At 52.4% G+C, this 23,639-nt stretch carries 17 protein-coding genes; 8 read left to right on the forward strand and 9 right to left on the reverse strand.

The features are described 5' to 3' along the window. The first annotated feature begins 188 nt into the window (after nucleotides 1-188). Nucleotides 189-1,016 carry a DUF6089 family protein gene (locus ACO08I_RS15525; RefSeq protein WP_282784545.1) on the forward strand — a complete coding sequence of 276 codons (828 nt, stop codon included), beginning with the start codon at nucleotides 189-191 and terminating at the stop codon, nucleotides 1,014-1,016. Between the two features lie 95 nt (nucleotides 1,017-1,111). On the opposite strand, the gene ACO08I_RS15530 is transcribed toward ACO08I_RS15525, so the two are convergent. The 4 genes from ACO08I_RS15530 to ACO08I_RS15545 form a co-directional block, all read right to left on the reverse strand. After that, on the reverse strand, nucleotides 1,112-1,417 hold the full coding sequence (locus tag ACO08I_RS15530) for a hypothetical protein (RefSeq protein ID WP_293567012.1): 306 nt from the start codon (nucleotides 1,415-1,417) through the stop codon (nucleotides 1,112-1,114). 388 nt (nucleotides 1,418-1,805) lie between these two features. Then, nucleotides 1,806-2,501, reverse strand: a complete 696-nt coding sequence (locus ACO08I_RS15535) for a PrsW family intramembrane metalloprotease (RefSeq protein WP_052515830.1) — start codon at nucleotides 2,499-2,501, stop codon at nucleotides 1,806-1,808. After that, on the reverse strand, nucleotides 2,501-3,310 hold the full coding sequence (locus ACO08I_RS15540) for an alpha/beta fold hydrolase (RefSeq protein WP_421946407.1): 810 nt from the start codon (nucleotides 3,308-3,310) through the stop codon (nucleotides 2,501-2,503). Before ACO08I_RS15540 ends, ACO08I_RS15535 begins: the two co-directional genes overlap by 1 nt. Nucleotides 3,311-3,355: 45 nt before the next feature. Continuing rightward, on the reverse strand, nucleotides 3,356-4,459 hold the full coding sequence (locus tag ACO08I_RS15545; protein WP_421946408.1) for a tRNA-queuosine alpha-mannosyltransferase domain-containing protein: 1,104 nt from the start codon (nucleotides 4,457-4,459) through the stop codon (nucleotides 3,356-3,358). 106 nt (nucleotides 4,460-4,565) lie between these two features. Here ACO08I_RS15545 and ACO08I_RS15550 point away from each other — a divergent pair, with 106 nt between their 5' ends. Further along, complete coding sequence (locus ACO08I_RS15550; RefSeq protein WP_282784553.1) at nucleotides 4,566-5,837, forward strand: GAF domain-containing SpoIIE family protein phosphatase; 1,272 nt, start codon at nucleotides 4,566-4,568, stop codon at nucleotides 5,835-5,837. Here the strand turns inward: ACO08I_RS15550 and ACO08I_RS15555 are convergent. Beyond that, complete coding sequence (locus tag ACO08I_RS15555; RefSeq protein ID WP_282784554.1) at nucleotides 5,834-6,016, reverse strand: hypothetical protein; 183 nt, start codon at nucleotides 6,014-6,016, stop codon at nucleotides 5,834-5,836. The two genes, ACO08I_RS15550 and ACO08I_RS15555, sit on opposite strands and share 4 nt — an antisense overlap. 258 nt (nucleotides 6,017-6,274) lie before the next feature. On the opposite strand from ACO08I_RS15555, the gene ACO08I_RS15560 reads away from it, so the two are divergent. The 3 genes from ACO08I_RS15560 (at nucleotide 6,275) to ACO08I_RS15570 (ending at nucleotide 10,647) form a co-directional block, all read left to right on the forward strand. After that, nucleotides 6,275-9,532: a protein O-mannosyl-transferase family gene (locus tag ACO08I_RS15560; RefSeq protein WP_421946409.1), complete on the forward strand. Its 3,258-nt coding sequence runs from the start codon at nucleotides 6,275-6,277 to the stop codon at nucleotides 9,530-9,532. After that, complete coding sequence (rpiB, locus tag ACO08I_RS15565; RefSeq protein WP_282784558.1) at nucleotides 9,519-9,965, forward strand: ribose 5-phosphate isomerase B; 447 nt, start codon at nucleotides 9,519-9,521, stop codon at nucleotides 9,963-9,965. Before ACO08I_RS15560 ends, rpiB begins: the two co-directional genes overlap by 14 nt. Before the next feature lie 259 nt (nucleotides 9,966-10,224). Next, nucleotides 10,225-10,647, forward strand: coding sequence for a Fur family transcriptional regulator (locus ACO08I_RS15570; protein ID WP_282784559.1), 423 nt, complete (start codon nucleotides 10,225-10,227; stop codon nucleotides 10,645-10,647). A 57-nt stretch (nucleotides 10,648-10,704) separates the two neighbouring features. Here ACO08I_RS15570 and ACO08I_RS15575 read toward each other — a convergent pair whose 3' ends face one another. Continuing rightward, nucleotides 10,705-11,568: a DUF4625 domain-containing protein gene (locus ACO08I_RS15575; protein ID WP_421946410.1), complete on the reverse strand. Its 864-nt coding sequence runs from the start codon at nucleotides 11,566-11,568 to the stop codon at nucleotides 10,705-10,707. A 122-nt stretch (nucleotides 11,569-11,690) separates the two neighbouring features. Between ACO08I_RS15575 and ACO08I_RS15580 the strand changes: the two genes are divergently transcribed. Beyond that, nucleotides 11,691-14,084, forward strand: coding sequence for a TonB-dependent receptor (locus ACO08I_RS15580; protein ID WP_421946411.1), 2,394 nt, complete (start codon nucleotides 11,691-11,693; stop codon nucleotides 14,082-14,084). A 31-nt stretch (nucleotides 14,085-14,115) separates the two neighbouring features. Further along, the gene (locus ACO08I_RS15585; RefSeq protein WP_421946412.1) at nucleotides 14,116-15,573 is read left to right on the forward strand and encodes a RapZ C-terminal domain-containing protein; all 1,458 of its coding nucleotides are present in this window, start codon (nucleotides 14,116-14,118) and stop codon (nucleotides 15,571-15,573) included. 152 nt (nucleotides 15,574-15,725) lie between these two features. On the opposite strand, the gene ACO08I_RS15590 is transcribed toward ACO08I_RS15585, so the two are convergent. The 3 genes from ACO08I_RS15590 to ACO08I_RS15600 all read right to left on the reverse strand — a co-directional run bounded on the left by ACO08I_RS15590 (nucleotide 15,726) and on the right by ACO08I_RS15600 (nucleotide 21,573). Then, on the reverse strand, nucleotides 15,726-16,334 hold the full coding sequence (locus ACO08I_RS15590) for a hypothetical protein (RefSeq protein WP_044149575.1): 609 nt from the start codon (nucleotides 16,332-16,334) through the stop codon (nucleotides 15,726-15,728). A gap of 419 nt (nucleotides 16,335-16,753) precedes the next feature. After that, nucleotides 16,754-18,298 carry a hypothetical protein gene (locus ACO08I_RS15595; RefSeq protein ID WP_421946413.1) on the reverse strand — a complete coding sequence of 515 codons (1,545 nt, stop codon included), beginning with the start codon at nucleotides 18,296-18,298 and terminating at the stop codon, nucleotides 16,754-16,756. 77 nt (nucleotides 18,299-18,375) lie between these two features. Continuing rightward, the gene (locus tag ACO08I_RS15600) at nucleotides 18,376-21,573 is read right to left on the reverse strand and encodes a M43 family zinc metalloprotease (RefSeq protein WP_421946414.1); all 3,198 of its coding nucleotides are present in this window, start codon (nucleotides 21,571-21,573) and stop codon (nucleotides 18,376-18,378) included. Nucleotides 21,574-22,195: 622 nt separating this feature from the next. Here ACO08I_RS15600 and hemN point away from each other — a divergent pair. Then, nucleotides 22,196-23,551, forward strand: a complete 1,356-nt coding sequence (hemN, locus tag ACO08I_RS15605) for an oxygen-independent coproporphyrinogen III oxidase (protein ID WP_421946415.1) — start codon at nucleotides 22,196-22,198, stop codon at nucleotides 23,549-23,551. The last annotated feature ends 88 nt before the right edge of the window (nucleotides 23,552-23,639 follow it).

The following is a 23,639-nucleotide window of genomic DNA, read 5'->3' on the forward strand; positions in this document are numbered from 1 at the left end:
CCTGCCCCCCTCTAACCTTAGCCTCCCAATGCCCTAATCAGCTGATTTTGCCAGATCAGGGCATTGGGAGGTTCACTAGTGCTCCTCTGCTGATAATTCATTTAATCTCCATTTAAATATACCATGTTTCCTACCTTTGCGTTCCTTTACAGGAAAGACAAACTTTAGCGTTGGATAACATGAACATCGTGAAAACATATACCTGGGCCGTACTGGCCTTCGCCATCCTTTGCACCACCACTGCTCATGCTCAAAAGGGCTGGGAAGCCGGTGGCTGGATCGGCAGCTCCTTCTACCTTGGGGATTTGAATACCGATTATGATTTCAGCAACCCCGGGCTGGCGGGCGGACTGATTGCCCGTTACAATTTCAACAAGCGGTTGTGCTTTAAGGCTTCCGCTAATTTTGCACAAGTCTCGGCCTCCGATGCGGACTCCCCGAATGCCTTTGAAAGGGCACGTAACCTGAGTTTCGAAAGCAACATCATCGACGGGACCTTTCAGTTCGAGTTCAATTTCCTGCCTTACAAGCACGGTGACCCGGACGAATTCTTCACCCCTTATCTGTTTGCCGGCTTCAATGTTTTCCACTTCAACCCCATGACGGAGTATCAGGGGGAAATGGTAGAACTCCGCCCGCTGGGCACTGAAGGGCAGTTCAAAGGCGAGGAATACTACAGTGTGAGCGGCGGCCTGGCTTATGGCTTCGGCTTCAAGGTAGACCTCAGCTACGAGTGGAGCCTGAACTTGGAGCTAAATGCCCGCACCCTCTTCACCGACTACCTCGATGATGTTAGCACCGTTTATGCCGACAAAGATGACATACTGCAACTCCGCAATGAGCTTGCGGTTGCCTTGTCCGACCGCTCCATCGAAGTGGAAGGCGCGCCCAACAGCCAAATTGGCCGGGAAGGCACACAGCGGGGCAACAGCAACAACAATGACACCTTCATCACACTGGGGATAGGCTTGCTGTACTACTTCGGGGATGTGCGCTGCCCGGAGTATAGCCGGTAGGATAAAGGTAAGTTAGGTTGCTTTGAAAAGGCAGAAAAACGCCTGATTCATCTTTTATTTGAGTAGGGCGTCAAAACAGAAAGGCACACTTCAATCTAGCTACCAGCAAGCTGCCCAATAAGCCGGTTCAGTTTCTCCTCGTCCTCTTTACTCAAAGGAATATCGGAAAGTAAATCTTCGCTCACGTACTTGTGCAGCGCGGCTGCATCGCCCTGCGCCAGTACCTCCAGAAAAGTGCGGACCGTACCGGGCTCTATTTCTGTGAAGTCGGACAGTTTGATGGCAGTCCAGTTCGGAAAGAGAAGGACGGTTTTGAGGAGGTTGAATACACGGTTTTTGAAAACCCCTTTGTCCAGTCCCTCCCTTCTGCCTCTTTCTAAAATTTGCTCTAATGTACTCATCACTTCAGGTTTTACGCTCAACGCTGTGTCATTAGACTACGCTGGGACTTCACCCTTTGGGCTGCATTTGCCAAATTTCATCCTGCACTTCGTTGCTCTTCAGTCGCTTAGCTTTGGCTAGGCTCCTTCATCGCGCCTTGTCCAGAATAAAATTTGACTGCATTCGCTCCAAAAGCGAATTCCCAACATAGTCTTGAGTTTTTCTAAAAATGTTTCTTCAGATCGCTCCCCTACACCAAGGAGGTAGGTCGTGATCGCCATGATTTTTTCTTTTCCTAATGCCCCTCCAAAAATAGGTTCTATATATTAGACTTGATGCCTGAAAGTAAAGATTCGACGGAAAAAAAGGGTGAAGAACCTTCCACAACGACAAACCATTACCGAAACCCTACGACTCCTTAAAAGGCGAATTCTCCTGCTGTTCCAACAGCAGCTGCCGGGCGAAAATGATACTGGCTATAAGCACAGCTATGGCGAGCGCAATGAGCCCCTCGTAGATTTCCTGCAAAATGAGGAAGTCGTACAATCCGTGGATGACAAGGGGCGCAAACAAGGCCATGAGCAGCCGCTTCCGGCGTATTTTCGGGTCGGGCTCAAACTTGGCTTTCCCAAAATAATAGCCCATGATGATGGCAAAGGCTGCGTGGGCAGGCACCGCTGTAAAGGCGCGCAAAATAACCGTTTCCAACCCGTACTGCAGGGCGTACATCAGGTTCTCCAGCGTTGCAAAACCCATACCGATCATCACCGCATAAACGATGCCGTCCATGGGCTCATTGAAAAAACGGGATCGGTAAGGATACAGGAATAAACAAAGGTATTTGACCAGCTCCTCCGTCAGGGCCACCACAATGAAGGAGGAAAAGAGGGTAAATAATACTCCTTCCCCCTGAAGGAATGGCGAGTAAGTCGCCCAGGTCTCAATCCTGACCACGCCCAGGGTGGCAAAAGCCCCTAACCAGAAGGTGGCGAATAGCGGAAAGGGCTGTTCCCGCTCGTATTTATCCATTTTGTAGATGTACCAGCAGATGAGCAGCCCGGGGGCGATGGCCGCCAGAAAGAGGAGCACGTCCCTGAAGCCCATCAGCTGTTGGCTTTCTCTTCGCAAAAGGCTATGAACTGCCGCACGTAGCGCTGCGTGGCCTTCCGGGCTTCAAACTGCCCCATATGACCGGCTTTTTCCAGAATGTGGATGGAAGCTACCGCCGGCAGATGGGTTTGGGCTATGCTTTTCTCCGCTGGGATAGCACTATCCATTTTCCCTACGATGAACAAAACTGGTACCTGAATTTGGCGCAGTGTTTCCGTTTCATCCTGCCGGTTTATCATCGCCTGCTGTGCCGCAATAATGCCTTCACTGGGGAATTTGGCCGCCCGGTAGATGAGTTTTTCCAGCAAAAAGGTGTTGCTACGGGCAAAGTTGTCGGCAAAGAGGCCAGGTATCAGCTGTTTCACAAAAAGGATATGGCCCTGCCGCTTAATGAACTCCACACTCTTCTGCCGGGTCGCTTTCTTTTCCTCCTCATCTGCATAGGGGTGAGAATGGAAAAGCCCCAGCCCCAGCAGAGCTGCCGGGAACAACCGGGCAAAAGCCAGCCCTACGTAGCCGCCCATGGAATGCCCGATGAGCACCGCTGGCCCTACACCCAGCTCCTGCAGCAAGGCGTGTACCCGCCTGGCCATCCCTTCGATGGTAATCCCCTCTACCACATCGGAAGCCCCAAAGCCAGGCAGGTCGATGACAATAACCTGATAGGGCTCTTCGCGCAGATCGTTCTGAAATTCTTCCCAAATTTTGTGGTCTTCGCAGAAGCCGTGCAACAGCACCACCGGAGTGCCTTTACCTTCTGCATGGTAGGACATTTCCTGCCCTTCGTACCGGAGTTTTTTCATATCTAGTGAGTTGTAGGGGGTTCAAAAGCCCCTGATCCTGTTTGATTATGGCTGTATCAGCTGCACGAACCGCTTGTCGTAAGCCCCGGCTAAAATACTCCAATCGTAGCGGGCTACAAAATCAGAGAGCTGAGATGGGGCGCTGACGCTGCCTTTCTCTAGCAGTGTTTTGGTCTTTTGGTACAGCTCTTCTGCCGTGGTGTATAGATATTGCTGTCGGTCAGCGGCTGTCAAGTGCTCCGGAAAAGCGAGGCGGTCGGGCAGAATGGGGTAGCAACCGGCATGAATCGCCTCCACCACGCTCCCGCCAAAGAAGTCCTGCCGGCTCGTGACAGGAAGCAGATCGGCTTGCTGCAAAAGGCGGGCGTAATCCTGACGGCTTTCTGCGTAGCCCCAGTGCAGGATGTGGGCGGACAGGCGCGCTTTCGCTTCCGCAAAAATAGGCGGTGCACCCCGGTAGTTTTCGCCAAGTACAATCAACCGGAAGGGTAGCCCTTCTGTCTGCAGGCGAAAGAGGAGCTGGAAAAAATCTAACGGCCCTTTGTCGTATTCCCAGCGGTGGTTCCACAAAATGACCGGCGGGCCTGCCACCGGACGGGCATCGCCCTTCAAAGCCCGGAGGGGCAGCCCAAGGTGCAGCACTTCGCTCTTGGCTGCCAGACCGGGCAGATGGGACAAGCCGCGGGTATCCGGGAAGGCCCGCAGAAAGCCAGGTAAAGCCTCCAGAAAAGCTTTGCGGTGGTAGTTAGAGTTGAAAAACACTGCATCAGCAGCCAGGGCTGAGGTGAAATTGAGGTAGGCATAGTGCCGGTCACGCTGCTCTTTTACGTCTTCATCAGTCGGAGACCATGGGTAGGTGAGCTGATTTTCGTGGAAGTAAAGCGCTACGGGTACTCCATGCACCTGATGGCGCACCTGCCCCAAAAAGCCCGCAAGGTCCAGCATATCAGTCGCCAGGATGAGATCGGGGCGCTCATCCTGCTTTCGCAACTGCTCAGCCAAAGCCGGCGCTCCGCCAAACATCCGCCACTTCCAATGCCGGCCGGGCAGGGTCATCAAAGTGACCTCATGAGCGCTGTGGGCCTGATACCCTTCCGCCCATTGCCGGTGGCTGCCAGAAAAAAAAGGTTCGAAAAGAAAAATTTTCATGTTAACAGGTTGCTAAATCAGGCCTTGACTTTAGGTGCCGAAGCGGAGTTTACTATATTTACTGCACACTGGCCGGGAATACCTCCGGAAAACTACAAAAATAACCATGCCTGGTTTCTCAGATTTAAAAAAAGGACTGTCGAGCATCGAATCCCTGGAGCGTGAGCTAAACCTCAAACAGCTCCAAATCAACCGATTGCTGAACATTACCCAAGCCATCAACAATAATGTGTCGGCTGAGGGGCTGTTCAATATGTACCGGTCTTTCCTGAGCTGGGAAATCGGCGTGAAGAAAATGGCGCTCTTCGTACAGGATGAGGATAGCGGAATGTGGAAGTGTATGGCAAGTATCGGTATTGAGGAGGAAATCCCTACCCCGGAGGTCAGTAAGCAATTCCACAAATACACCCGCCTGATCAGTGTAGACGAGGAGGAGCACCCCTTCATTCGACGTTTTGATGTGGTCATCCCGGTGCGGCACAAGGAAAAATCCATTGCCTACGTCTTTATCGGTGGCTTTAACGAGGAAGATGACATGTACAACAAGGTGCAGTTCATCACTACCATCACCAATATCGTGGCTGTGGCCATTGAGAACAAGCGCCTCTTCAAACGCCAACTGGAGCAGGAGCGCCTCAAGCGGGAAATGGAACTGGCGGGCGAAATGCAGCGCATGCTCATTCCCAAACAACTGCCTTATACCAGCTGCTATCAGCTCGACAGCATCTACAAGCCGCACTACGGAGTGGGCGGCGACTACTTCGACTTCATGGAGTTTGACAACGGGCGCATCATTTTCTGCATAGGCGATATTTCCGGTAAAGGGGTGGCTGCCGCGCTGCTCATGGCCAACTTTCAGGCTAACTTCCATACGCTGATCAAGAAGCAGGCCGACCTGGGCGAATTTGTCCGCGATCTCAATCATTCCGTCAACCTCATCACCAAAGGCGAGCGGTTCATCACCTTCTTCATTGCAGCCTACGATATGAAGACGCAGACGCTGAGCTACGTCAACGCCGGCCATAACCCGCCCGTACTGGTCAACGATGGCGAAGTACAACTGCTGGACCGGGGGTGCACCATCCTGGGGTCCTTCCCCGAGCTGCCGGAACTGGAAGTAGGTGCAGTCAATCTGGACGGAGAGGCTATCATCCTGACTTTTACCGATGGGCTGACTGACCTGCAAAACGAGAAGGAAGAATACCTGAACGAACAACAGCTGTACAGCTTCGTCCGCTCCAACTACAAGCTCACGGCAACAGACTTCAACCAAAAGCTGATGAGCTACCTGGAGGCCTTCAAAGGGGAAAATATCTACCCGGATGACTTTACGGTGCTCACGTGCAAGATTTTCACGCCCGGGCACAGTCAGGGCTAATCCACCTCTTCGTAGTCAATGTAGTCCTCATCGTTATCCTCACGGCGTGACGCCTTGCGCTGGTCATCGTAACGGATTTGGTCCCGCTCCTCCTTCTGTCCCCTGCCAATAGCATTGGGGCCAAAAAAGAATTTGTAGGCAGCATAGAGGATCAGTCCGGTGACAAGAAGCTTGAGCATATCAAAACAGATTAGGCATGAATTTCCGGAAAGGAATTGAACCCTGCCGGTTTTCGGGTTTATGAAGAAGCGAAAATAAGCCTTAGTTCGGACTCCCCCGAAAAAGAAGGCCTAAATCAGGGAAGGGAGCCCCAAGTATTCAGCAGGTATTGCTGCCCTGCACTGCCAAGATTTTTTTACTTTTGCAATTCTTACTGCCGGAGCCCGGGCTAAAGTTACCATTGCCCATCAGTAGCCGGCGAAAAAAGAAAAACATAAATGGGATCAACAAACCGCTTACACACTATCGCTGGCTGGCTGGTATTTGCTATCGCGCTGACGGTCTACTTTTTCTCCGCCGAGCGCACCGGCAGCCTTTGGGACTGTGGAGAATTCATCCTTGGAGCCTACAAACTACAGGTGGTCCACCCACCGGGTGCCCCCTTCTTCATCCTGGTGGGCCGGTTGTTCACCTGGTTCGCAGAGCTCCTTTCAGACAACCCCGCTGATATTGCCTTTGCGGTCAACCTGATGTCGGGTATTTCCACGGCTTTTGCTGCCGCCTTTGTTGCCTGGACAACCATCATCCTGGGCAAGATGGCGCTTGTAGGCCGGGAAGGTACGCCGGACAGCGGGCAGAATATTGCACTCGCCGGTGCAGGAATTGTCGCCGGTCTGACCACTGCCTTTGCCACCTCTATCTGGTTCTCTGCCGTAGAAGGTGAAGTCTACGCCATGTCCACTTTCTTCACCACCCTTACGCTGTGGGCAATGATGAAGTGGTACAATCTGCCGGACACGCCCTCAGCCGACCGCTGGCTGCTGTTCACAGTATATGCTGCCGGTCTTTCTACCGGGGTCCACCTGCTCAGCCTGCTGACCTTCCCGGCACTGGCGCTGTTTTACTACTTCAAAAAATACAATGAATACACCTGGAAGGGCATCGCTATCGCTGCTGCAGTAGGCGTGGCGATCATCGTGGCCGTTCAAAACTTTGTGATCGTTGGCATTCCGGGGCTTTGGTCCACCTTCGACCTCCTGATGGTCAACGGGCTGGGGCTGCCTTTCCACTCCGGCATCATCCCGACTTTCATCGTCGTAGCTGCCATCATCGTGCTACTACTCATGTATGTGCACGGAAAGATTACCTCTCCGGTACCGATGTACGTGCTGGCGGGCGTATTCCTGCTGATCGGGCTGTACGCTGAAAACAGCATGGGCGGTGGCCGGTTTATCCGTATGGTGGCCCGTGCTGCAGTTATCGGCGCTTTAGGCTTCTTCATGAGTTCACTGCTCAACCGCTATCGGCGGGAAATGCAATTGTTTGCCATCGGCGCTGCGTTGGTCATCGTCGCCTTCTCTACTATCGGGCTGGTGGTGATCCGTGCCAATGCAAACCCGCCCATCAACATGAACGCGCCAACCGATGCTATGCGCCTGTTGCCTTACCTCAACCGGGAACAGTACGGCGAACGCGCCCTGCTGCGTGGTCCGCACTTTGATGCGCGCCCCATGAAGACAGAAATCGAAGACCGCTACGGCCGTAAAGGCGACCGCTATGAGATCGTGGACCAAAAAATTTCCTACGTCTACCGGGATCAGGACAAAATGCTATTCCCCCGTATGGGCGATTACAGTCAGGGACGCCCGGGGCTGTACAAGCAGTGGGTAGGCATGGACCCAAGCAAGCCGCTGCCTCCGGGCCGGCCTAATCAGGCGGACAACATCAGCTTCCTGGTAAATTATCAGCTGGGATGGATGTACTGGCGCTACTTTATGTGGAACTTCTCCGGCCGGCAAAATGGAGAACAGGGTTTTTATCCATGGGATAAATCTGCCGGCCACTGGATTTCGGGCATCAAATTCCTGGATGAAGCCCGCCTGGGCAATCAGGATAAACTCCCGGAAGCCGAGAAAAATGCAGAAGGCCGCAACGTCTACTATATGCTGCCGTTCCTGTTCGGGCTGTTGGGGCTGATTTTCCACTTCCGGAAACGGCCTAATGAGGCTACGGGGCTCCTGGCCTTGTTCATCATTACCGGTATCGGTATCATTATCTATTCCAATCAGCCTCCGAATGAGCCCCGGGAGCGGGACTATGTACTCGTAGGGTCTTTCTTCACTTATGCGATTTGGGTTGGAATGGCAGTGCTGGCCCTGTTCGAGCTGCTCCGGGAACGTGTCAAACTCGCCGGTCCGGCATCAGCAGCAGTAGCAGCAGCAGTAGTCCTGATAGCGCCCGCACTCATGGGCACGCAAAACTTCGATGATCACAGCCGAATTGATCACTCTGGTGCCCGCGACTATGCCAATAACTTCCTGCAGAGTGTGGAGGAGAATGCCATCATCTTCACTTACGGTGACAACGATACCTACCCGCTTTGGTATGCACAGGAAGTAGAAGGCATCCGCACCGATGTACGGGTCGTTAACCTTAGCCTGATCGCCGTAGACTGGTACATTGATTTGCTGCGCCGGAAGGTCAATGACTCTCCACCGATCAAAATGACGATCCCGAGCGAGGCTCTGCGCGGCAATATGCGGAATCAGCTGTTCTATTACAATACGACCGGGCAGGACCGCCCCAAAACGTTGCAGAACTTCCTGGAGTTTGTGGGCAGCGACCATCCGATCACCCTGCCATTTTCTTCGGGTGCCCGCGAGGTGGAAAGCTACTACGATACCAAGCAGGTTTATATTCCGGTCAATAAGCAGGAAGTCCTTGCCAAAGGCGTCGTCAGTGAAAAGGATACCGCCAATATTGTAGATGCCATACCGCTCAACCTGCAGTCCAAAGATTACATGATCAAGGATGAATTGGCGATACTGGATGTAATTGGCAGCAACCTCTGGGACCGCCCCATTTATTTTGCAGTAACGGCCCGGCAGGAGAAGCTCTTCGGCCTGGATGACTACATGCAACTGGAAGGCCTGGCACTGCGCATCGTCCCTGTGAAGTCGGCTAGTGAGCAGCAGTACGGCATCATTGGCAGTGGACGAGTGGACGGTGAAAAGGTCTACGAGCACGTTATGAACGACTTCATGTGGGGCAACTTCGACAATGAGAAGCTCTTTGTGGACCGCAGTTATGCTCCAAGTGTACAAAGCCATCAGCTGAGTATGCGCCGCGCCGCCCTGCAGCTGCAACGTAACGGGGAAACAGAAAAAGCGGTTGAGCTCATCGATAAATACTTTGAGGTCTTCCCGGATATGAACTTCCCTTACGATTACCGGGCCTACTACATGATTAGCGTTTACCTGGAAGCCGGGGCGTATGAAAAAGCGAAGCCGCACCTTCAGATTCTGGCAGAACGCACCGCTGACGAGCTGGACTACTACAACTCCCTCGATCCGGAAATTCTGGAGAGTAGCTTCCAAACGGAATACATGCTGGCGATGCGCACCATGGATGATATCGTGCAAGCCGCCCGGCAAAACAATGACGAGGCATTTGCGCAGGAGCTACAGCGCCTGTTTGAGCCATTCCAAATGGAAATGCCGGAAAATCTGATGCAACAACGCAATGGAGGACGCTAAAAAAACAATCGCCATCGGGTGCGATCATGCCGGCTACCCTTACAAAGACCGGATCATTGCTTTCCTTGAATCGGAAGGCTGGACGGTCCGGGATTTTGGCACGGATTCACCGGATTCCGTTGACTATCCTGACTTTGTGCACCCAACCGCCGAGATGGTGGAATCGGGCGAGGCACAACTCGGGATTGTCCTCTGCGGCAGTGGCAATGGTGTGGCGATAACCGCCAATAAGCATCAGGAAATCAGAGCGGCGCTTTGCTGGCTTCCGGAGCTGGCGAGCCTGGCACGGGAGCACAACAATGCCAACATGCTCGCTTTGCCGGTCCGTTTCATTGAGGAAGAAACCGCTGTTGAGATTACCCGGGCTTTTCTGGCCGCTTCCTTTGAGGGAGGGCGGCACGCCCGGAGAGTCGGCAAAATTGCCTGTGGATAACCCTCTGTAGTAGTACTGGAAAAGCCCCGCCTGCAAAATCAGGCGGGGCTTTTTTTTGCCCGGGGCTCATCTCTTAACTTCCGAAAGCAAAAAGCCCGGAATTTCCATCCCGGGCTGCGGTATATTGAATTAGTATGAAAAAACAAACCTTCTAAATGCAACGCCGTTGCAATAATTTTTATTGTGTACGCCTCCCATTCAACCTAATCCCCCTCAATTTTGTACATTTGAAAGGCAATTAATTTATAAACCGCGCAGTATGGTCCGGGAAGAAGACATTCTCCAGAAACTGGAATCGCACCAACTACGGAAGACCGCTTTCCGAAAGGAAGTCCTTGAGCTTTTCATGGCTTCTGAAGGGGAGGCACTTTCTAATCAGGAACTCGAATCTCAACTCGATAACCCGGACCGCATTACCCTCTACCGCACCCTCAAAGCCTTTGAGGACAAGGGGCTGATCCACCTGGCAGCAGACAGTGGTGGCATTAGCCGGTATGCACTGTGCCTTGCCGATTGCACCACTCACGCCCACCACGATCAGCATGCGCATTTTCAGTGCCGGACCTGCGGCAGAACCATCTGCCTCGAAGGCGAAGTCGTCATCCGTGCCCAAGCCCCGAAGGGCTATAAAGTCGAGCGGGAAAACCTCACCCTTGAAGGGCTCTGTGATGAATGCCTTTAGTGCCTCAAACCATAAATCCTTGACACCCCAAGCTTCAGAGATCTATACCTTGAGTCACTAGTCCGTAACGACCACTTCGAAAATAACCGGTTCAGCTGTATTCCGCACCCCATCGTGTGCGTCCACCCTAAAGCGAAAGTTTCCGGCTTTCAGTGTTTGGGGAATGGTATATTCAAAATCGAAATTGTAATCTTTTTCCACCCCTGCATCAAAGGCGACATAAGCGCCTGTGCTAAAAGTGTTGCCTGAACTCAGGTCTGTATAGCTCAGAAAGACAATGCCATTGCCCCCTTCGCTCAGGGAGTAGTTGTCGGCAACCGTCCCGGAAAAGGTGACGGTACTTCCCTTTGCGGCAGTAAAGCTGGTCTGAGAGGGGGAGCTAACCGTTAGCGTTGGCGCTTCTCCGTCTGTAGGATTGATCGCACGGATACTGTAAAAATTGGCCAAAGGGTTGTCATTACCGGCTTCATCAATGACTTGGATCTGAAAATGATAAATGCCCGAAGTAACGTCTGTAGGCACCTGCAGCTGCAACTGCTCTTCGGCAGCCTCGCCCGAAAGCCCCTTAATATCGAGCACCGTCCAGTCCTCCGTCTGATTGCTCACATTCGGTACGGCGACGCCTGGTGCGGCACTCCCCCCATGCCCGTGGCAGTCAAAATTATTATGGATATCCACTTTGTACTGGGACAAAGAGCGGTCGTCAGCAAAGCGTAAAGATGCCACCAGGGTCTCTCCACCAAGAACTGTAAAGACCGTGTCTTCAATACTTCCGCAAACAAGGCCGGCCTCAGGAGCAGGAGTCAGGGAGAGTATCTGCATAGATGGGGCAGATATATCCACTTCATCAGATCCGCCACAGCTCATGGCGAGCAAAACGAAAAGGACAGTTCCGGTAAAAATAGTTTGAATTGAATTCATAAGTCAAAAGCGTCATTTACTTCACAAAGATAACCTTCTCAAATGCAACTATGTTGCATCAAGTGCGTTATTTTGCAAGCCTGATAGCAAAATGGGCTAACTTAGGTCCTTACAAGCTGCATATGAGAAAAAGAGCCTTTTCAAAATACATACTAGCCGTACTTTCATTTCTGATGCTACAGTCCGCCGCCGCGCAGGTTTCCGGCCGGGTGGTTGACCCACAGGCGGCACCACTGACCGGAGCCACAGTATTGCTGTTGCCGGACAGCCTGGTCCGGATTGCAGATGAAGAAGGTCGGTTCCGATTCAGCACATTGCCCGCTGGGGTGCATCAGCTCCGGGTATCTTTTGTAGGCTATGAGACGATAGAACAGCCCATCCACTACAAGGGCGTTCCCATTCAGCTCCCCCCCGTCACGCTGCAGGATGCGCAGGAGCTACTGGAAACTGTGGTCGTCACCGAAGAGCACGCCAAGCAGGAAGAAACCCTAGCCACCGAGCACTTTACCGGAACCGTGATCGAGGAAAACCTGCAGGGTACCTTTGCCCAATCTATCGACAAGCTCCCGGGGCTCAGCGCCATCAACATAGGAACGGGCATCGCCAAACCGGTGATCCGGGGCCTGTCCTCCAACCGCATCATCGTCAACCATCAGGGCATCAAGCAGGAAGGGCACCAATGGGGAGCGGACCACGGCCTGGAAATCGATCAGTTCGGGGTGGAACGGGTGGAAATCATCAAGGGGCCCGCTTCGCTGCAGTACGGCTCAGACGGGCTGGGCGGCGTGATCAACATTATGCCTGGAAGAGTGCCCCCGGAAGGCGTGATACTGGGCAGCATAATGGGCCTGCACCGCACCAACAACGCCCACTGGGGCGGCTCTGCCAAGCTGGGCTTCAACCTCAATGGCTTTTTTACCCAGGCCCAGTACAGCCATCAGGACTTTGCCGATTACCGGGTGCCGGCAGAGACCTTCGACTACAACACCTTTAGGCTGCCCATCATCGACGAAAGGCTCAAAAATACGGCAGGCAATGAGCGCACTATCAGCGTCACCACCGGGCTCAACCGCGACTGGGGCATCACCCGCCTGACCTTCAGCCGCTATCAGCTGGAAGCAGGGCTGTTCTCGGGCGCCGTAGGTATCCCCCGTTCCTACGCCCTCACCGATGATGGTAACCGCCGGGATATCGACATTCCCAAACAAGAGGTGGAGCATACGCGCCTGAGCCTGCATCAGGACCTGGTGCTGCCGCAGGGGCACATCAATTTCAACATCGGCTATCAACGGAATCTGCGGCAGGAGTTTTCCTTTCCGGAATTCCACAGTATTCCCAGTTCGCAGATTGACCCCGGCAATACGCTCGGGCTGCAGTTTTTGCTGGAAACGTTCAGTGCTGACCTCCACTACGAGCGCGAAGGCGCCAACGGCTGGCGGGAAGTCTACGGCGGCAACGCGCAGTGGCAGTTCAATGAACGGGCAGGCTTCGAGTTCCTGTTGCCTGACTTCCGCACCTTCCGGGCGGGGGTATTCGGGCTGGTGGAAAAGCAGCTTTCGGAGGACCTGCTTGTCAACGGCGGGCTGCGCCTCGACTATGCCACCAACGATACGGAGTTCTACCGGCAGTGGGTGTGGGACAGCAATGAGAATATCACCGATTCCCTGGTTACGCCGGTCACGACGCCGGAGTTTTTCAACTGGTCCGCCTCAGCTGGGCTTTCAGCTGTGCTTTGGGAAGACCGCGCTCAGTTCAAAGCCAATATTGGCAAGAGCTTCCGGGTGCCTTACCCGGCAGAGACGGTTTCCAATGGCATCCACCACGGCACCTTCCGCCACGAGATGGGCACGCCCGGGCTGGACTCCGAGCATGGGTATCAGCTTGACCTCAACCTGGAGTGGGAACGCCCCCGCTTTTCCGGTATGGTCGCGACCTACTTCAATTATTTTGACAATTACATCTACCTGGGACCGACTTTCCCGGCCCGTTTTTCGCCTCTCCCGGAGTCCGGACAGATTTTCCAGTACCGGCAGGATGATGCCATTTATACCGGTTTTGAAGTGCAGTACGACTGGGATTTTTTCCCCCGCTGGCGCTTTTCGCAAACCGCCGACTTCGTGCAGAGCTACAATATTCGCACCCAACTGGCGCTGCCCTTTACGCCTCAGCCCACGGTACAAAGTAGCCTACGCTATACGGTGGAGCCCCGGAACAGCCGGGTCGCTTCCTTCTACGCTGAGGTCAGCCATCAATACGCCTTTGCTGCGAAAGGCCCCTACCGTGTAGACCGGTCGGAACGCTCCACGCCTGCTTATCAACTATTCGGGGCAGCACTGGGGCTGAAGTTGCACTGGTTTGGGCCGCAGCCGCTGCAGTTCAATGTGCAGTTGCAGAATGCCCTCGATGTCTTCTACCTCAACCACCTGAGCCGCTATCGCCTGATCAATGTGCCCGAGCAGGGCCGCAACGTCAATATCAGCCTGAAAGTGCCCTTTTGGGGGCGGTTGAAACGATAAGAATCTCCCGCATTTTTCGCAACTTCGCAGCATGAAGACATCCCTGCTCGAGAAGCACTTATCCGACCTTTTTGAAGAATGGGCAGGCGTCAGCCCGGAGCTGATGCTGCCCCTTGCGCCTTCCGGTTCGGCGCGCATTTACTACCGCCTGCAGCACGATGGCAAAAGTGCGATAGGCACCTACAGCCCCAACCGGCAGGAGAATGAGGCTTTTGTGGGCTTCTCCCGCCACTTTCATGCCAAGGGGCTACCGGTACCGGAGATTTACGTGGAACAGCTGGACAATAACGTTTACCTGCAGGAAGACCTTGGGGCGACGACCCTCTACAGCTACCTGCTTCAGCGCGACGATGGCCCTTTCCCCAATCATCTGACGACCATCTACAAGCGGGTGGTGGAAGACCTGGCCCGGGTGCAGATCAGGGGCGGGCAGGGGCTGGACTACAGCAAGTGCTTCCCCCGCGCTGCGTTTGACCAACAGTCGATGCTCTGGGATTTCAATGCCTTCAAATATCAGTTTCTGCGGCTGGCGGGTACCGATTTTAATGAGCAGCGGCTGGAAGAAGACGCCCATCGCCTGGCAGACTTCCTGCTGGAAGCCGGCACCGATCACTTCATGTACCGCGATTTTCAGTCCCGCAACATTATGGTGCGGGGTGGCAAGCCCTTCTTTATCGACTATCAGGGCGGGCGCCGGGGGGCTTTGCAGTACGACCTGGCTTCCCTCCTGTATCAGGCCAAAGCCAATATCCCGGATGAGCACCGCGAAGCCCTACTCGACCACTACCTCGACACCGCCACACAGCTTACGAAGATTGACCGGGCGGCATTCCGGCGCTACTACTACGGCTTTGTGCTGATGCGCAGTGTGCAGGTGCTGGGCGCCTACGGGCTGCGCGGGCTGTACGAGCGCAAAGAGCATTTTCTCAAAAGCATCCCCTTTGCCCTCGATAACGTACAGGAACTCTTCAGTCAGGGCCGCATAGCGGTGGAACTGCCGGAACTGAAAAAAGCCATTGAGCAGGTGGTGGCTTCCGGTCAGTTTGAGCCCTTCGATACGGAGCGGGGCGCGCAGAGCCTGCTCACGGTACGTATCCATAGCTTTTCCTACAAAAAAGGCGGCATCCCGCCTGACCCTTCCGGCAACGGCGGTGGATTCACTTTCGACTGCCGCTTTCTGCATAATCCCGGGCGCTATGAGCCTTACAAACAGCTCACGGGCCGGGACGAGCCGGTGATCAACTTCCTGCAGCACCATAGCAAGATGGGGGAATTCCTGAACGATGTCTTCCGAATTGTGGACGAAGCCGTGGAGGACTACATAGAGCGCAGTTTCACCAACCTAATGGTCAGCTTTGGATGCACCGGCGGGCAGCACCGCTCTGTCTACGCAGCCGACGCCCTGGCTAAGCATCTGAAAGAAAAGTACGGTGTGGCGCTGGAATTGGAGCATATCGAGCAGGAGAAGAAAAACTGGATTAATAAGTAGGGGGTTCCGGGAGGGATCCCAAGGGAGGTTGAGGATAAGGTTGAGGTTGAGACCAGGTTTGGGCTGCAGGGGAGAGGAATAGGAAGCTATTCCCGCCTGGAAGCCATCGCAAAGCCACTCAACCTTAGCCTCAACCTCAACCTGGCTCTCCCCTAGCTCAGCACCCCCTGCATCAGCTCTCCAAACTCAGCAGGGGCTTTGAAGAGGCTGTCGTTGTAAGTGGTCGCCCGGAAGCGCAGGTTGTGCACCCGGTCGTTGCGGTGCTCCAGCTCAATCATAATGTTGCCAAAGTGCTGCACGAAGCGCCCATCCTCCTCCTGATTGCTGCGGATACTCAGCCCCGGCTTGAGGTAGTGCCGCTCGATGGTTTCCACCCAGTTGGCCCGCTGATAGCTGCGGCGGTCGGAAATTTGCGTGCGGTACTTCAGTGCCAGCACCTGCTCCTTGAGGTAATCAAAAAAGTGCTGCACATCCCGCTGACTGTAGCCCGTCTGACTAAAATGGACCACAAAACCTTTAGAGGAAGGCGTATTGAGGAAGTCCAGCGCCTCGTCGATATCATCGGGCCGGATGCGGTAGATGGCATACTGTTCGTTGAGCCAGTTGAGCAGGCGGCGCAGCACCAGCGTTTCCTTCCAGAACTGGTAGTCTTCCCGTTCTTCCGCACTGCGCTCAATCATCTCATGGATAAGCGGCTGGGAAGGCGAGCTTTCCTCCGCTTGCTGGAACAGGTTCTTGAAATATGACCACAGCTTATCCATTGTGCTTTTTGGAATGTTCAACAGTGGGGCGGGCGGTTTGTTTTGGGAGGTTTTGCGGGGCAGGCTGCCAGAAGCATATTTGAAGCTGCCCCGCCCGGCGCACTCTCCGTCCGACGTAGTTAAAAACGGAGTCGGTCCCTTCGCCGGGCGTACTGACTATGAGCAAACCAAAAGCGCACCGGGTGAATGCCCCGGCAGCGGCTGGGCGTAGTGCACCCAGTGAGGCGGTCTCGCCGGGCGCTCTTCTTTCGCCCGGCGTGCTTACCCTAGCCTAGCACAGCACACCAGGTGAATGCCCAGGCAATGGCTTGGCGTAGTGCACCCGGTGAGTTTATTGCCACTTTAACCTTTATCCATTACCCCATTAACCTTAAAACCTTTACCCTTTAAACTTGAATACTTTAACCTTATCCCCCCCCTCACTCCACCAGCACCCGCAGCACCTGCAAAGCCCGCCCAGACTCCTCCATAAGCCGCAAGAAGTAGACGCCCGGTGGCCAGTCTCCAACTGGAATAGTTTGGAGCGGCAAAGGGTCAAGCCCGTGCTCCGCCAGTTGCCGGCCGTACGCATCCAGCCATTGTGCCCGCGCTGCCCGAGGCGTATCCACCAGAGCTGCTAATTGAAGGACTTCCCCGCTGGAAATCGGATTTGGATAGGTACGGTAAGCGCTTACACTAGAGGTCGGTGCCGCAATCTCCTCCACATCTACAAACTGCAGGCCTTCCTCACAGTTGGGGTGGTAGCAGCCGGCGCTGTCTAGTTTTAGGAGCCAGGCGGTATGTTTAAAAGAAACACTATCCTCAAGATAACCGCCAAAAACTAGACTTCCCTCTTCTGTCTCAAGCCCACAGTGCAATACTCCAATATGGAAATTTCCGCTATTGTCCAAAAACATACGCTCCCAGTTGAGCTCCCCCGACTGTGTCATGGAAAACACCCATCCAACGCCACCATAAAACTCACCTTCAATACTTGTGTCTAAAACCCCTAATCCAATTATATTACCTGACTCAGTTAGAAATAAGTCTGTAATGTAATTGGAAAGACTTATATACTCATCAAAGCTATATTGTTGTAAGACTTCTCCGTTCGGGCTTACCCATAGTAAAATTGGTGGGCGCCGAATTCCCTGTCCAATCTCTCGAAAAAAGGAGACCAAAAATTGCCCATTATTCAATTCGATAACATTACTGCTGAGTGCTCCCTGTAAATAATATTCTGCTAGGGTGGTAGTCCAAAGCTCATTTCCTTCAGCATCTATACACAATAGTCGTAGCCTTTTGTCTACCCCTGAACCACATGATTCATATGAAAGGCATTCATTGTAGAGAATGACTATATTCCCATTTTCCAGAACAGCGATGTCCCTTTGAGTAACAAATCCATACTCCCCTGCGTAAAACCTTTCCCAAAGTACATTCCCCTCTAGATCAACGGCAAAAGTCCAAATCTGGGAAGGTTCAGAGGAAAATTTATTGTAATTGCCATAGATAAGCAAAGTGCTATCATTTAGTGATTCAACTCCACCAATCAAGTCACTAAATGGGCTTCCATAAGTTTTCATCCAAATACTATCGCCCTGTATATTAGTCTTCATTAGAAAACCATCTGAGTAGCCGTTCTCTTGTTCTAAATGGTTGCCTGCTAAATACACTTCAGTCTCACTATGTTTATACAATCCTTGATTTCCCCATTCTTGAGGTGGCCCCATATAAATCCCATTAGAATAATCTTCTTCCCAATTTATTTCACCTTCCGTCGAAATATTTGCGAACTTCAAAATACCTCCAAAACCTGACAATCCTGTCGGTTCACTCAAAGCAGTTAGATAATAAGTACTATCATATATCCTGATTGATGCAATCTTCGAATAATGCTGGAGCTCCAGGGGCATACTAAATTTGGACTGAGCAACTATAAACACTGGCAAACAGATGCACAAACTCAATAATAAAACCTTCATTACTGTAGCTTTCAGTTAAAAAATCGCGTAGAGGATTCGTAAAACGTTTCTATGAACCCTCTACACGCTTAAGTCCTTTAGTCAATTATGATTTTTGTAGAACCAATTACCTGTTCTTTGGAATATGCCTGAAGAATATACATTCCTTTAGGCAAGGATGTAAAGTCTACGTCAAACACTTTCCCTGGAAAAAGTTCAATAGTTTGGATACTCCTCCCAGTCAAATCGACTGCTTGTAAAACTGTTGTTTCTGAATTGAAAGCCGGGAGTTCTAATCTGATAAGTCCATTACTTGGGTTTGGAAAGACAAGCATCTCATTGTTTGAAGCTCCTTTTACTTCTGGTAAGTCTATTTCTGTCGGCAACTGATAATCCGGCCAAAACTGCCGGTCTAGCAACAGCCCCAGCAAAGCCCTGGCGTAACTGCTTTCCGGGGCTGATTTGGCGGCGACTTGTTCCAGGGTGCTGATTTGGTCTGCGCTTAGCGTAAACGCCGCTTCTGATTCAGAAAGCCGCTGAAGGTTGATCATTTGTACTGCTTTGAACAAGCCATCCGAAGAGGTGAGATCCCCCTCTTCCGCCAGGTTGTTCAGCAATTCTTCTGCTTGTCCAAATTCGCCGCGCCTTACCCGATAGCCAAATTCCAATCGCTGATAGGAAGTATTCGCCTCTTCGGCAGCAAATACCAGTTCTGCATCGGCAGCAAGCGCCTCATCATTAATTCCTGCATTAATAACCCAGTGCGAAATACGCTCCATCTGCTCCTGAGCATGAAGAGCGGCGTACTGTAGCTCTAAGTTCTCAGGGTTGTCATTTGATGCGGTTTCCAGATCATTGTATAGCTGTTTTGCATCGGAATAATCACTGTAGCCAAAGGGGGGCTCCTTAGGGTTTCTTAGAAAGAGGTAGCACGATTCATCACCATTCAAAAAGGTGTTTGCTAGCAAGTAATTATTAGTGGTTCCAGTAGCGGTAGAACTTTGAGGTGCTTCACAAGGGTTAGCCAAGTGAAAATACCTAAATGGTGTTGTAGTCCCAAAAGTCCAAATGTGTTCGGCACTCCCATTGGTGAAACAGTTTCGAGCTGGGTTGCCGGGGGAACCCTGAGACAGCGCAATATTAGTTGCTACATGAGAACCGTCAAGGGTGATGTTACCGTAATTGGAAAAGAAGAAATTTCGCGTAACGAATGACCTATTGTTTTCGCCTGTGAAAACGACAGGCAGGTATATTCCATTATCAAGCATATCGTTACACGTGATTTCAACGATCCCATTGCCCGTATCATCACCGTACACACCAAGCATACTAACGGAATTGTCTCTAAAAACATTTTCCCGTATGACCGCGTTGTTCAGCCCGGCCAGCCATACGCCATCTCCGCCATTAAACCGGTTCTGTTCGATCAAGGCGTCCTGATTACCCTTAGACTCGGGGGTAGACAGCATAATCCCTAGCTGCGGATTGAACAAATGAAACTCGTTTTGAGCGCCGCCGCCAGGCCCCACATAAAGTCCCGCCCCACTGGAGAACGGATAGGTCACCTCAGAATTAATGCCTTGCCCACAGGAATTGAAGGAGCATCCATTAATAATAGACATCCCGGCATCAACCGCCTCTATGGCAAAGTTTGTCATTTGGGAAAAGTCAGAGCTATTGAATTCAATGCCATCCGTTTCCCATATGGACACACCGCCAAGGTTAGGGGAGGCTGATAGGTCCGTGATATCAAAATTGCAATCAATGAACCGGCTGTTATTGGTAAAATCATAGCTCATGAAAGAGGCAGACCGGAAGTTATTCAGGAATTCCGTATCTGTGCAATACACCAAGCCTCCCCGGTAGGTATCATCCCACCATGGGTTATACGTATTGGCTGAAATGGCATGCCGCGCCCATTCAATAATGGCACCATTGCTGGACCGCAGGATACCGGCTTCATTCGGACCTGGCACTGCAAATACATTAGGCTGGGGCAGGTTCTTATTGCCCTCTACCACTATTCCGTCCCAATAGCCTGTGTCCTCGCAGCGGGTCAAATGACCACCATTTACATGCAAACGGCCTCCTCGCCGAACCACTATCCCACTATTCGACGTAAACCGCAACGTGCCGGTAACGGTAAGCTCACCTCCGGCTTCGACAAAGATAGTGCCGTTTATAATTTGGGTGCCAGCTATCACATTGCCTGACGTGTTGAATATCAAATCCTGAGCAGAAGCACAGGCACAAGTCGTTGGCGTACAGCAGCCGGTGGAATTCAGGATGGACGCTCTGATTCCGCCGGGTTCAAACAGCGCCCTCATCACCGCTTTCTGGTCTTGGGTAAAGAGGTTCTTGCATTCATCATCGGTATAATCCATGTAATTTTGAAACATATCAGCATAGTCTGTTCCTGCATCAGTACAGGAATTGAGGCCTGGATAAATGCAATTTGAGGCATTGCCAATCGTTGGACCATTTTGGGTAGGGGTGTCCTGAAGCATATCGTCTATGTTACAGCCTGTTGTATTCAAATCTATACCACCCCAGGTGTGTCTTAAATCAAGCCAATGCCCTACTTCGTGCGTCAGCACCCTACCTTTATCAAAAGGAGGCAATACAGCACCAGTTGTGCCAAAGGCTTGATATTCGACGACAATTCCATCAAGTTCTGGATTGGTACTTAACTGATCAGGAGTAGAAGACTTTCCATAGGCACCAGTTTGCAACCCAACTACCCAAACGTTTAGATAAGATTGTGGAGGCCAACCGTCTTTACCATAAGTAGCACTAGACTTCATATCATTACTCGAAATTTGATAGGATGTCGGTGTGAGCGGAGTATGCGTTCTGGTAATCCCATTTGTAGGCAGTCCATTCGGATCCTCTGAGGCCAGACAAAACTCAATTTCCACATCAGCCGCTACTCCTGAAAAGACCGAAGGTGTGTTAACAGCATCGGCATTCAAACGTCGGAAATCTTCATTCAATACGTTAATTTGCGAGATTACCTGAGCATCAGTTATGTTTCCAGCAGGTTGCATGGTGTTATAAACAATGTGCACAACTACCGGAATAGTTATGACACCCTGGACCGGTGGATTCCGATTTATTCCAGTTCCTCCCTTGATGAACGGCTGAGGAGTATGCGTTTCTGTTCCGCAATAAATCTGAGCATTCGAAGGAACGGCTCCAAATAGGCCTGCTAGCATTAGCATCAACAGAAAAACCCGCAGCCCGTATTTTGAGCGGTTTGCACCGCGGGCGGGGGGGTAAAAGTTAAGATTAAACATGTTAAACTATTTTAAAAGATTTAGAATACAGATAGACAGCGGCTGAAAGTTTATGTACTCTACATCAATAGTAACATAGTTAGCCACAGATGAGCGCAGTACATTTTTTATCAAGCGCATACTGCAAGATAACATTTTAGCTCAAAGCTCGATTACCAAATCAAAACTTTAACATTGTGAGGACTTGTTGCTGGTTCAATAACCTGGCACAGCAGACCGGGTGAATCCCCCGGCAACGGCTTGGCTTAGTGCACCCGGTGAAGCAGCCTCGCCCGGCGCACTCTCCGTCCGACGTAGTTAAAAACGGAGTCGGTCCCTTCGCCGGGCATACTGGCCTTGCCTAACAAAGCACACCGGGTGAATGCCCAGGCAACGGCTTGGCTTAGTACACCCGGTGAGGCTCCCTCGCCCGGCGTGCTGACCCCTGACCATGCAAAGTACAGCGGTGAAAGCCAGTCCAAGGGCAGCTATGCTAACCTGAAAAGAGCCACGTGCAGGCCTACGAAACTTTTCAGGTTTGACCTGACTTTAATCACCCGCCATCAATGACCCCCATCACCCGAAAGGGAGCAGCCAGGCCCTAAATTTGCCCCATTGAATTGACCTCACAAACAAGACACACATGACCGCGCAGCAATTGCTCGACAAATACAATGTCGCCGTTCCCCGCTACACGTCTTATCCTACTGTACCTTACTGGGATGCTTCCTGCCCTTCCACCGGAGATTGGAAAGGCAGTGTACTGCAGGCTTTTGGCGAAAGCCGCGAAATCAGCCTTTACCTTCACCTGCCGTTTTGCGAAGCACTTTGCACTTACTGTGGCTGCAATAAACGCATCACCAAAAACCACGCTGTGGAGTCGCCTTACATCGAGGCAGTCCTCAAAGAGTGGGCCTTGTACCGCGACTTGCTGCCGGGCCGCCCTATCCTCCGGGAACTGCACTTGGGCGGGGGCACACCGACTTTCTTTGCGCCGGAGAACCTGCACCACCTGCTTTCCAATATCCTGAAGGATGTAGACCTGGCGGAGGACTATGAGTTTGGCTTCGAAGCCCATCCGGGCACGACCTCTGCCGAACACCTGTCCACCCTGCGCGACCTCGGCTTCACCCGCCTGAGCATCGGTATTCAGGACTTCGCACCGGAGATTCTGGAAATCATCAACCGCAAGCAGACTTTTGAGGATGTACGCTTCGTAACCGAAAAGGCGCGGGAACTGGGCTATGAATCCATCAACTACGACCTCATCTTCGGGCTGCCCCTGCAAACCCCGGCCCACATCATGGAGACCATCCGCAAGACCAAAGCCCTGGCACCGGAGCGCATTGCCTTCTACAGCTACGCCCATGTGCCCTGGATCAGCCCTGCCCAAAGAGCCTACTCCGAGGATGATTTACCGAAAGGCAAAGACAAACGGGCACTCTACGAGCTGGGGCGGGAACTGCTGGAAGAAGCGGGCTATGTGGAAATCGGTATGGACCACTTCGCACTGCCCAAAGACAGCCTCTATCAGGCTATGCAGGAGGGCTCCCTGCACCGGAGCTTTATGGGCTACACCCCATTCACGACCCACCTCAACCTGGCACTGGGCGCTTCCTCCATTAGCGACAGCTGGGGCGCTTTTGTGCAGAATGAGAAAAAGATCGAGCGCTATCAGGAGCTGGTCAATGCCGGGGAGTTGCCCATCGTAAAGGGGCACCTCCTGACGGAAGAAGACCGCACCCTGCGGCAGCACATCCTCAATATCATGTGCCGCTACCGGACGAACTGGGCCGATGCCGGGCTGCAGTGCGAGGCGCTCTACGCCGGGCTGGACCGCATGGACGAGCTGGAAGCCGATGGGCTTATCATCCGGCGCCCCTTCGAACTCGAAGTGACCGATATCGGCAAGCCGTTCATCCGCAACATTTGCATGGCGCTTGATGCCCGCTACTGGCGTAAAAAACCCGAAGGGCAGCTCTTTAGTCAGGCGGTTTAGGCCCTTCCAAAGTCAAGCTTTGTAAATGAATCCCCTTTTCCCCATCAAGATTGGGGATTAAGTTGTTACTTTTGATGAACTTTTAACC

Origin of the sequence: Phaeodactylibacter xiamenensis (genome assembly GCF_965229835.1) — a bacterium.
Lineage (GTDB): Bacteria > Bacteroidota > Bacteroidia > Chitinophagales > Saprospiraceae > Phaeodactylibacter > Phaeodactylibacter xiamenensis.

Excerpts from the sequence above, each read along its gene's own strand:
- rpiB (WP_282784558.1), top strand. The coding sequence starts at position 9,519 with ATGGAGGACGCTAAAAAAACAATCGCCATCGGGTGCGATCATGCCGGC.
- ACO08I_RS15580 (WP_421946411.1), top strand. The coding sequence starts at position 11,691 with ATGAGAAAAAGAGCCTTTTCAAAATACATACTAGCCGTACTTTCATTT.
- ACO08I_RS15535 (WP_052515830.1), bottom strand. The coding sequence starts at position 2,501 with ATGGGCTTCAGGGACGTGCTCCTCTTTCTGGCGGCCATCGCCCCCGGG.
- ACO08I_RS15550 (WP_282784553.1), top strand. The coding sequence starts at position 4,566 with ATGCCTGGTTTCTCAGATTTAAAAAAAGGACTGTCGAGCATCGAATCC.
- ACO08I_RS15600 (WP_421946414.1), bottom strand. The coding sequence starts at position 21,573 with ATGTTTAATCTTAACTTTTACCCCCCCGCCCGCGGTGCAAACCGCTCA.
- ACO08I_RS15585 (WP_421946412.1), top strand. The coding sequence starts at position 14,116 with ATGAAGACATCCCTGCTCGAGAAGCACTTATCCGACCTTTTTGAAGAA.
- ACO08I_RS15570 (WP_282784559.1), top strand. The coding sequence starts at position 10,225 with ATGGTCCGGGAAGAAGACATTCTCCAGAAACTGGAATCGCACCAACTA.
- hemN (WP_421946415.1), top strand. The coding sequence starts at position 22,196 with ATGACCGCGCAGCAATTGCTCGACAAATACAATGTCGCCGTTCCCCGC.
- ACO08I_RS15540 (WP_421946407.1), bottom strand. The coding sequence starts at position 3,310 with ATGAAAAAACTCCGGTACGAAGGGCAGGAAATGTCCTACCATGCAGAA.
- ACO08I_RS15530 (WP_293567012.1), bottom strand. The coding sequence starts at position 1,417 with ATGAGTACATTAGAGCAAATTTTAGAAAGAGGCAGAAGGGAGGGACTG.
- ACO08I_RS15555 (WP_282784554.1), bottom strand. The coding sequence starts at position 6,016 with ATGCTCAAGCTTCTTGTCACCGGACTGATCCTCTATGCTGCCTACAAA.
- ACO08I_RS15575 (WP_421946410.1), bottom strand. The coding sequence starts at position 11,568 with ATGAATTCAATTCAAACTATTTTTACCGGAACTGTCCTTTTCGTTTTG.
- ACO08I_RS15595 (WP_421946413.1), bottom strand. The coding sequence starts at position 18,298 with ATGAAGGTTTTATTATTGAGTTTGTGCATCTGTTTGCCAGTGTTTATA.
- ACO08I_RS15590 (WP_044149575.1), bottom strand. The coding sequence starts at position 16,334 with ATGGATAAGCTGTGGTCATATTTCAAGAACCTGTTCCAGCAAGCGGAG.
- ACO08I_RS15560 (WP_421946409.1), top strand. The coding sequence starts at position 6,275 with ATGGGATCAACAAACCGCTTACACACTATCGCTGGCTGGCTGGTATTT.
- ACO08I_RS15545 (WP_421946408.1), bottom strand. The coding sequence starts at position 4,459 with ATGAAAATTTTTCTTTTCGAACCTTTTTTTTCTGGCAGCCACCGGCAA.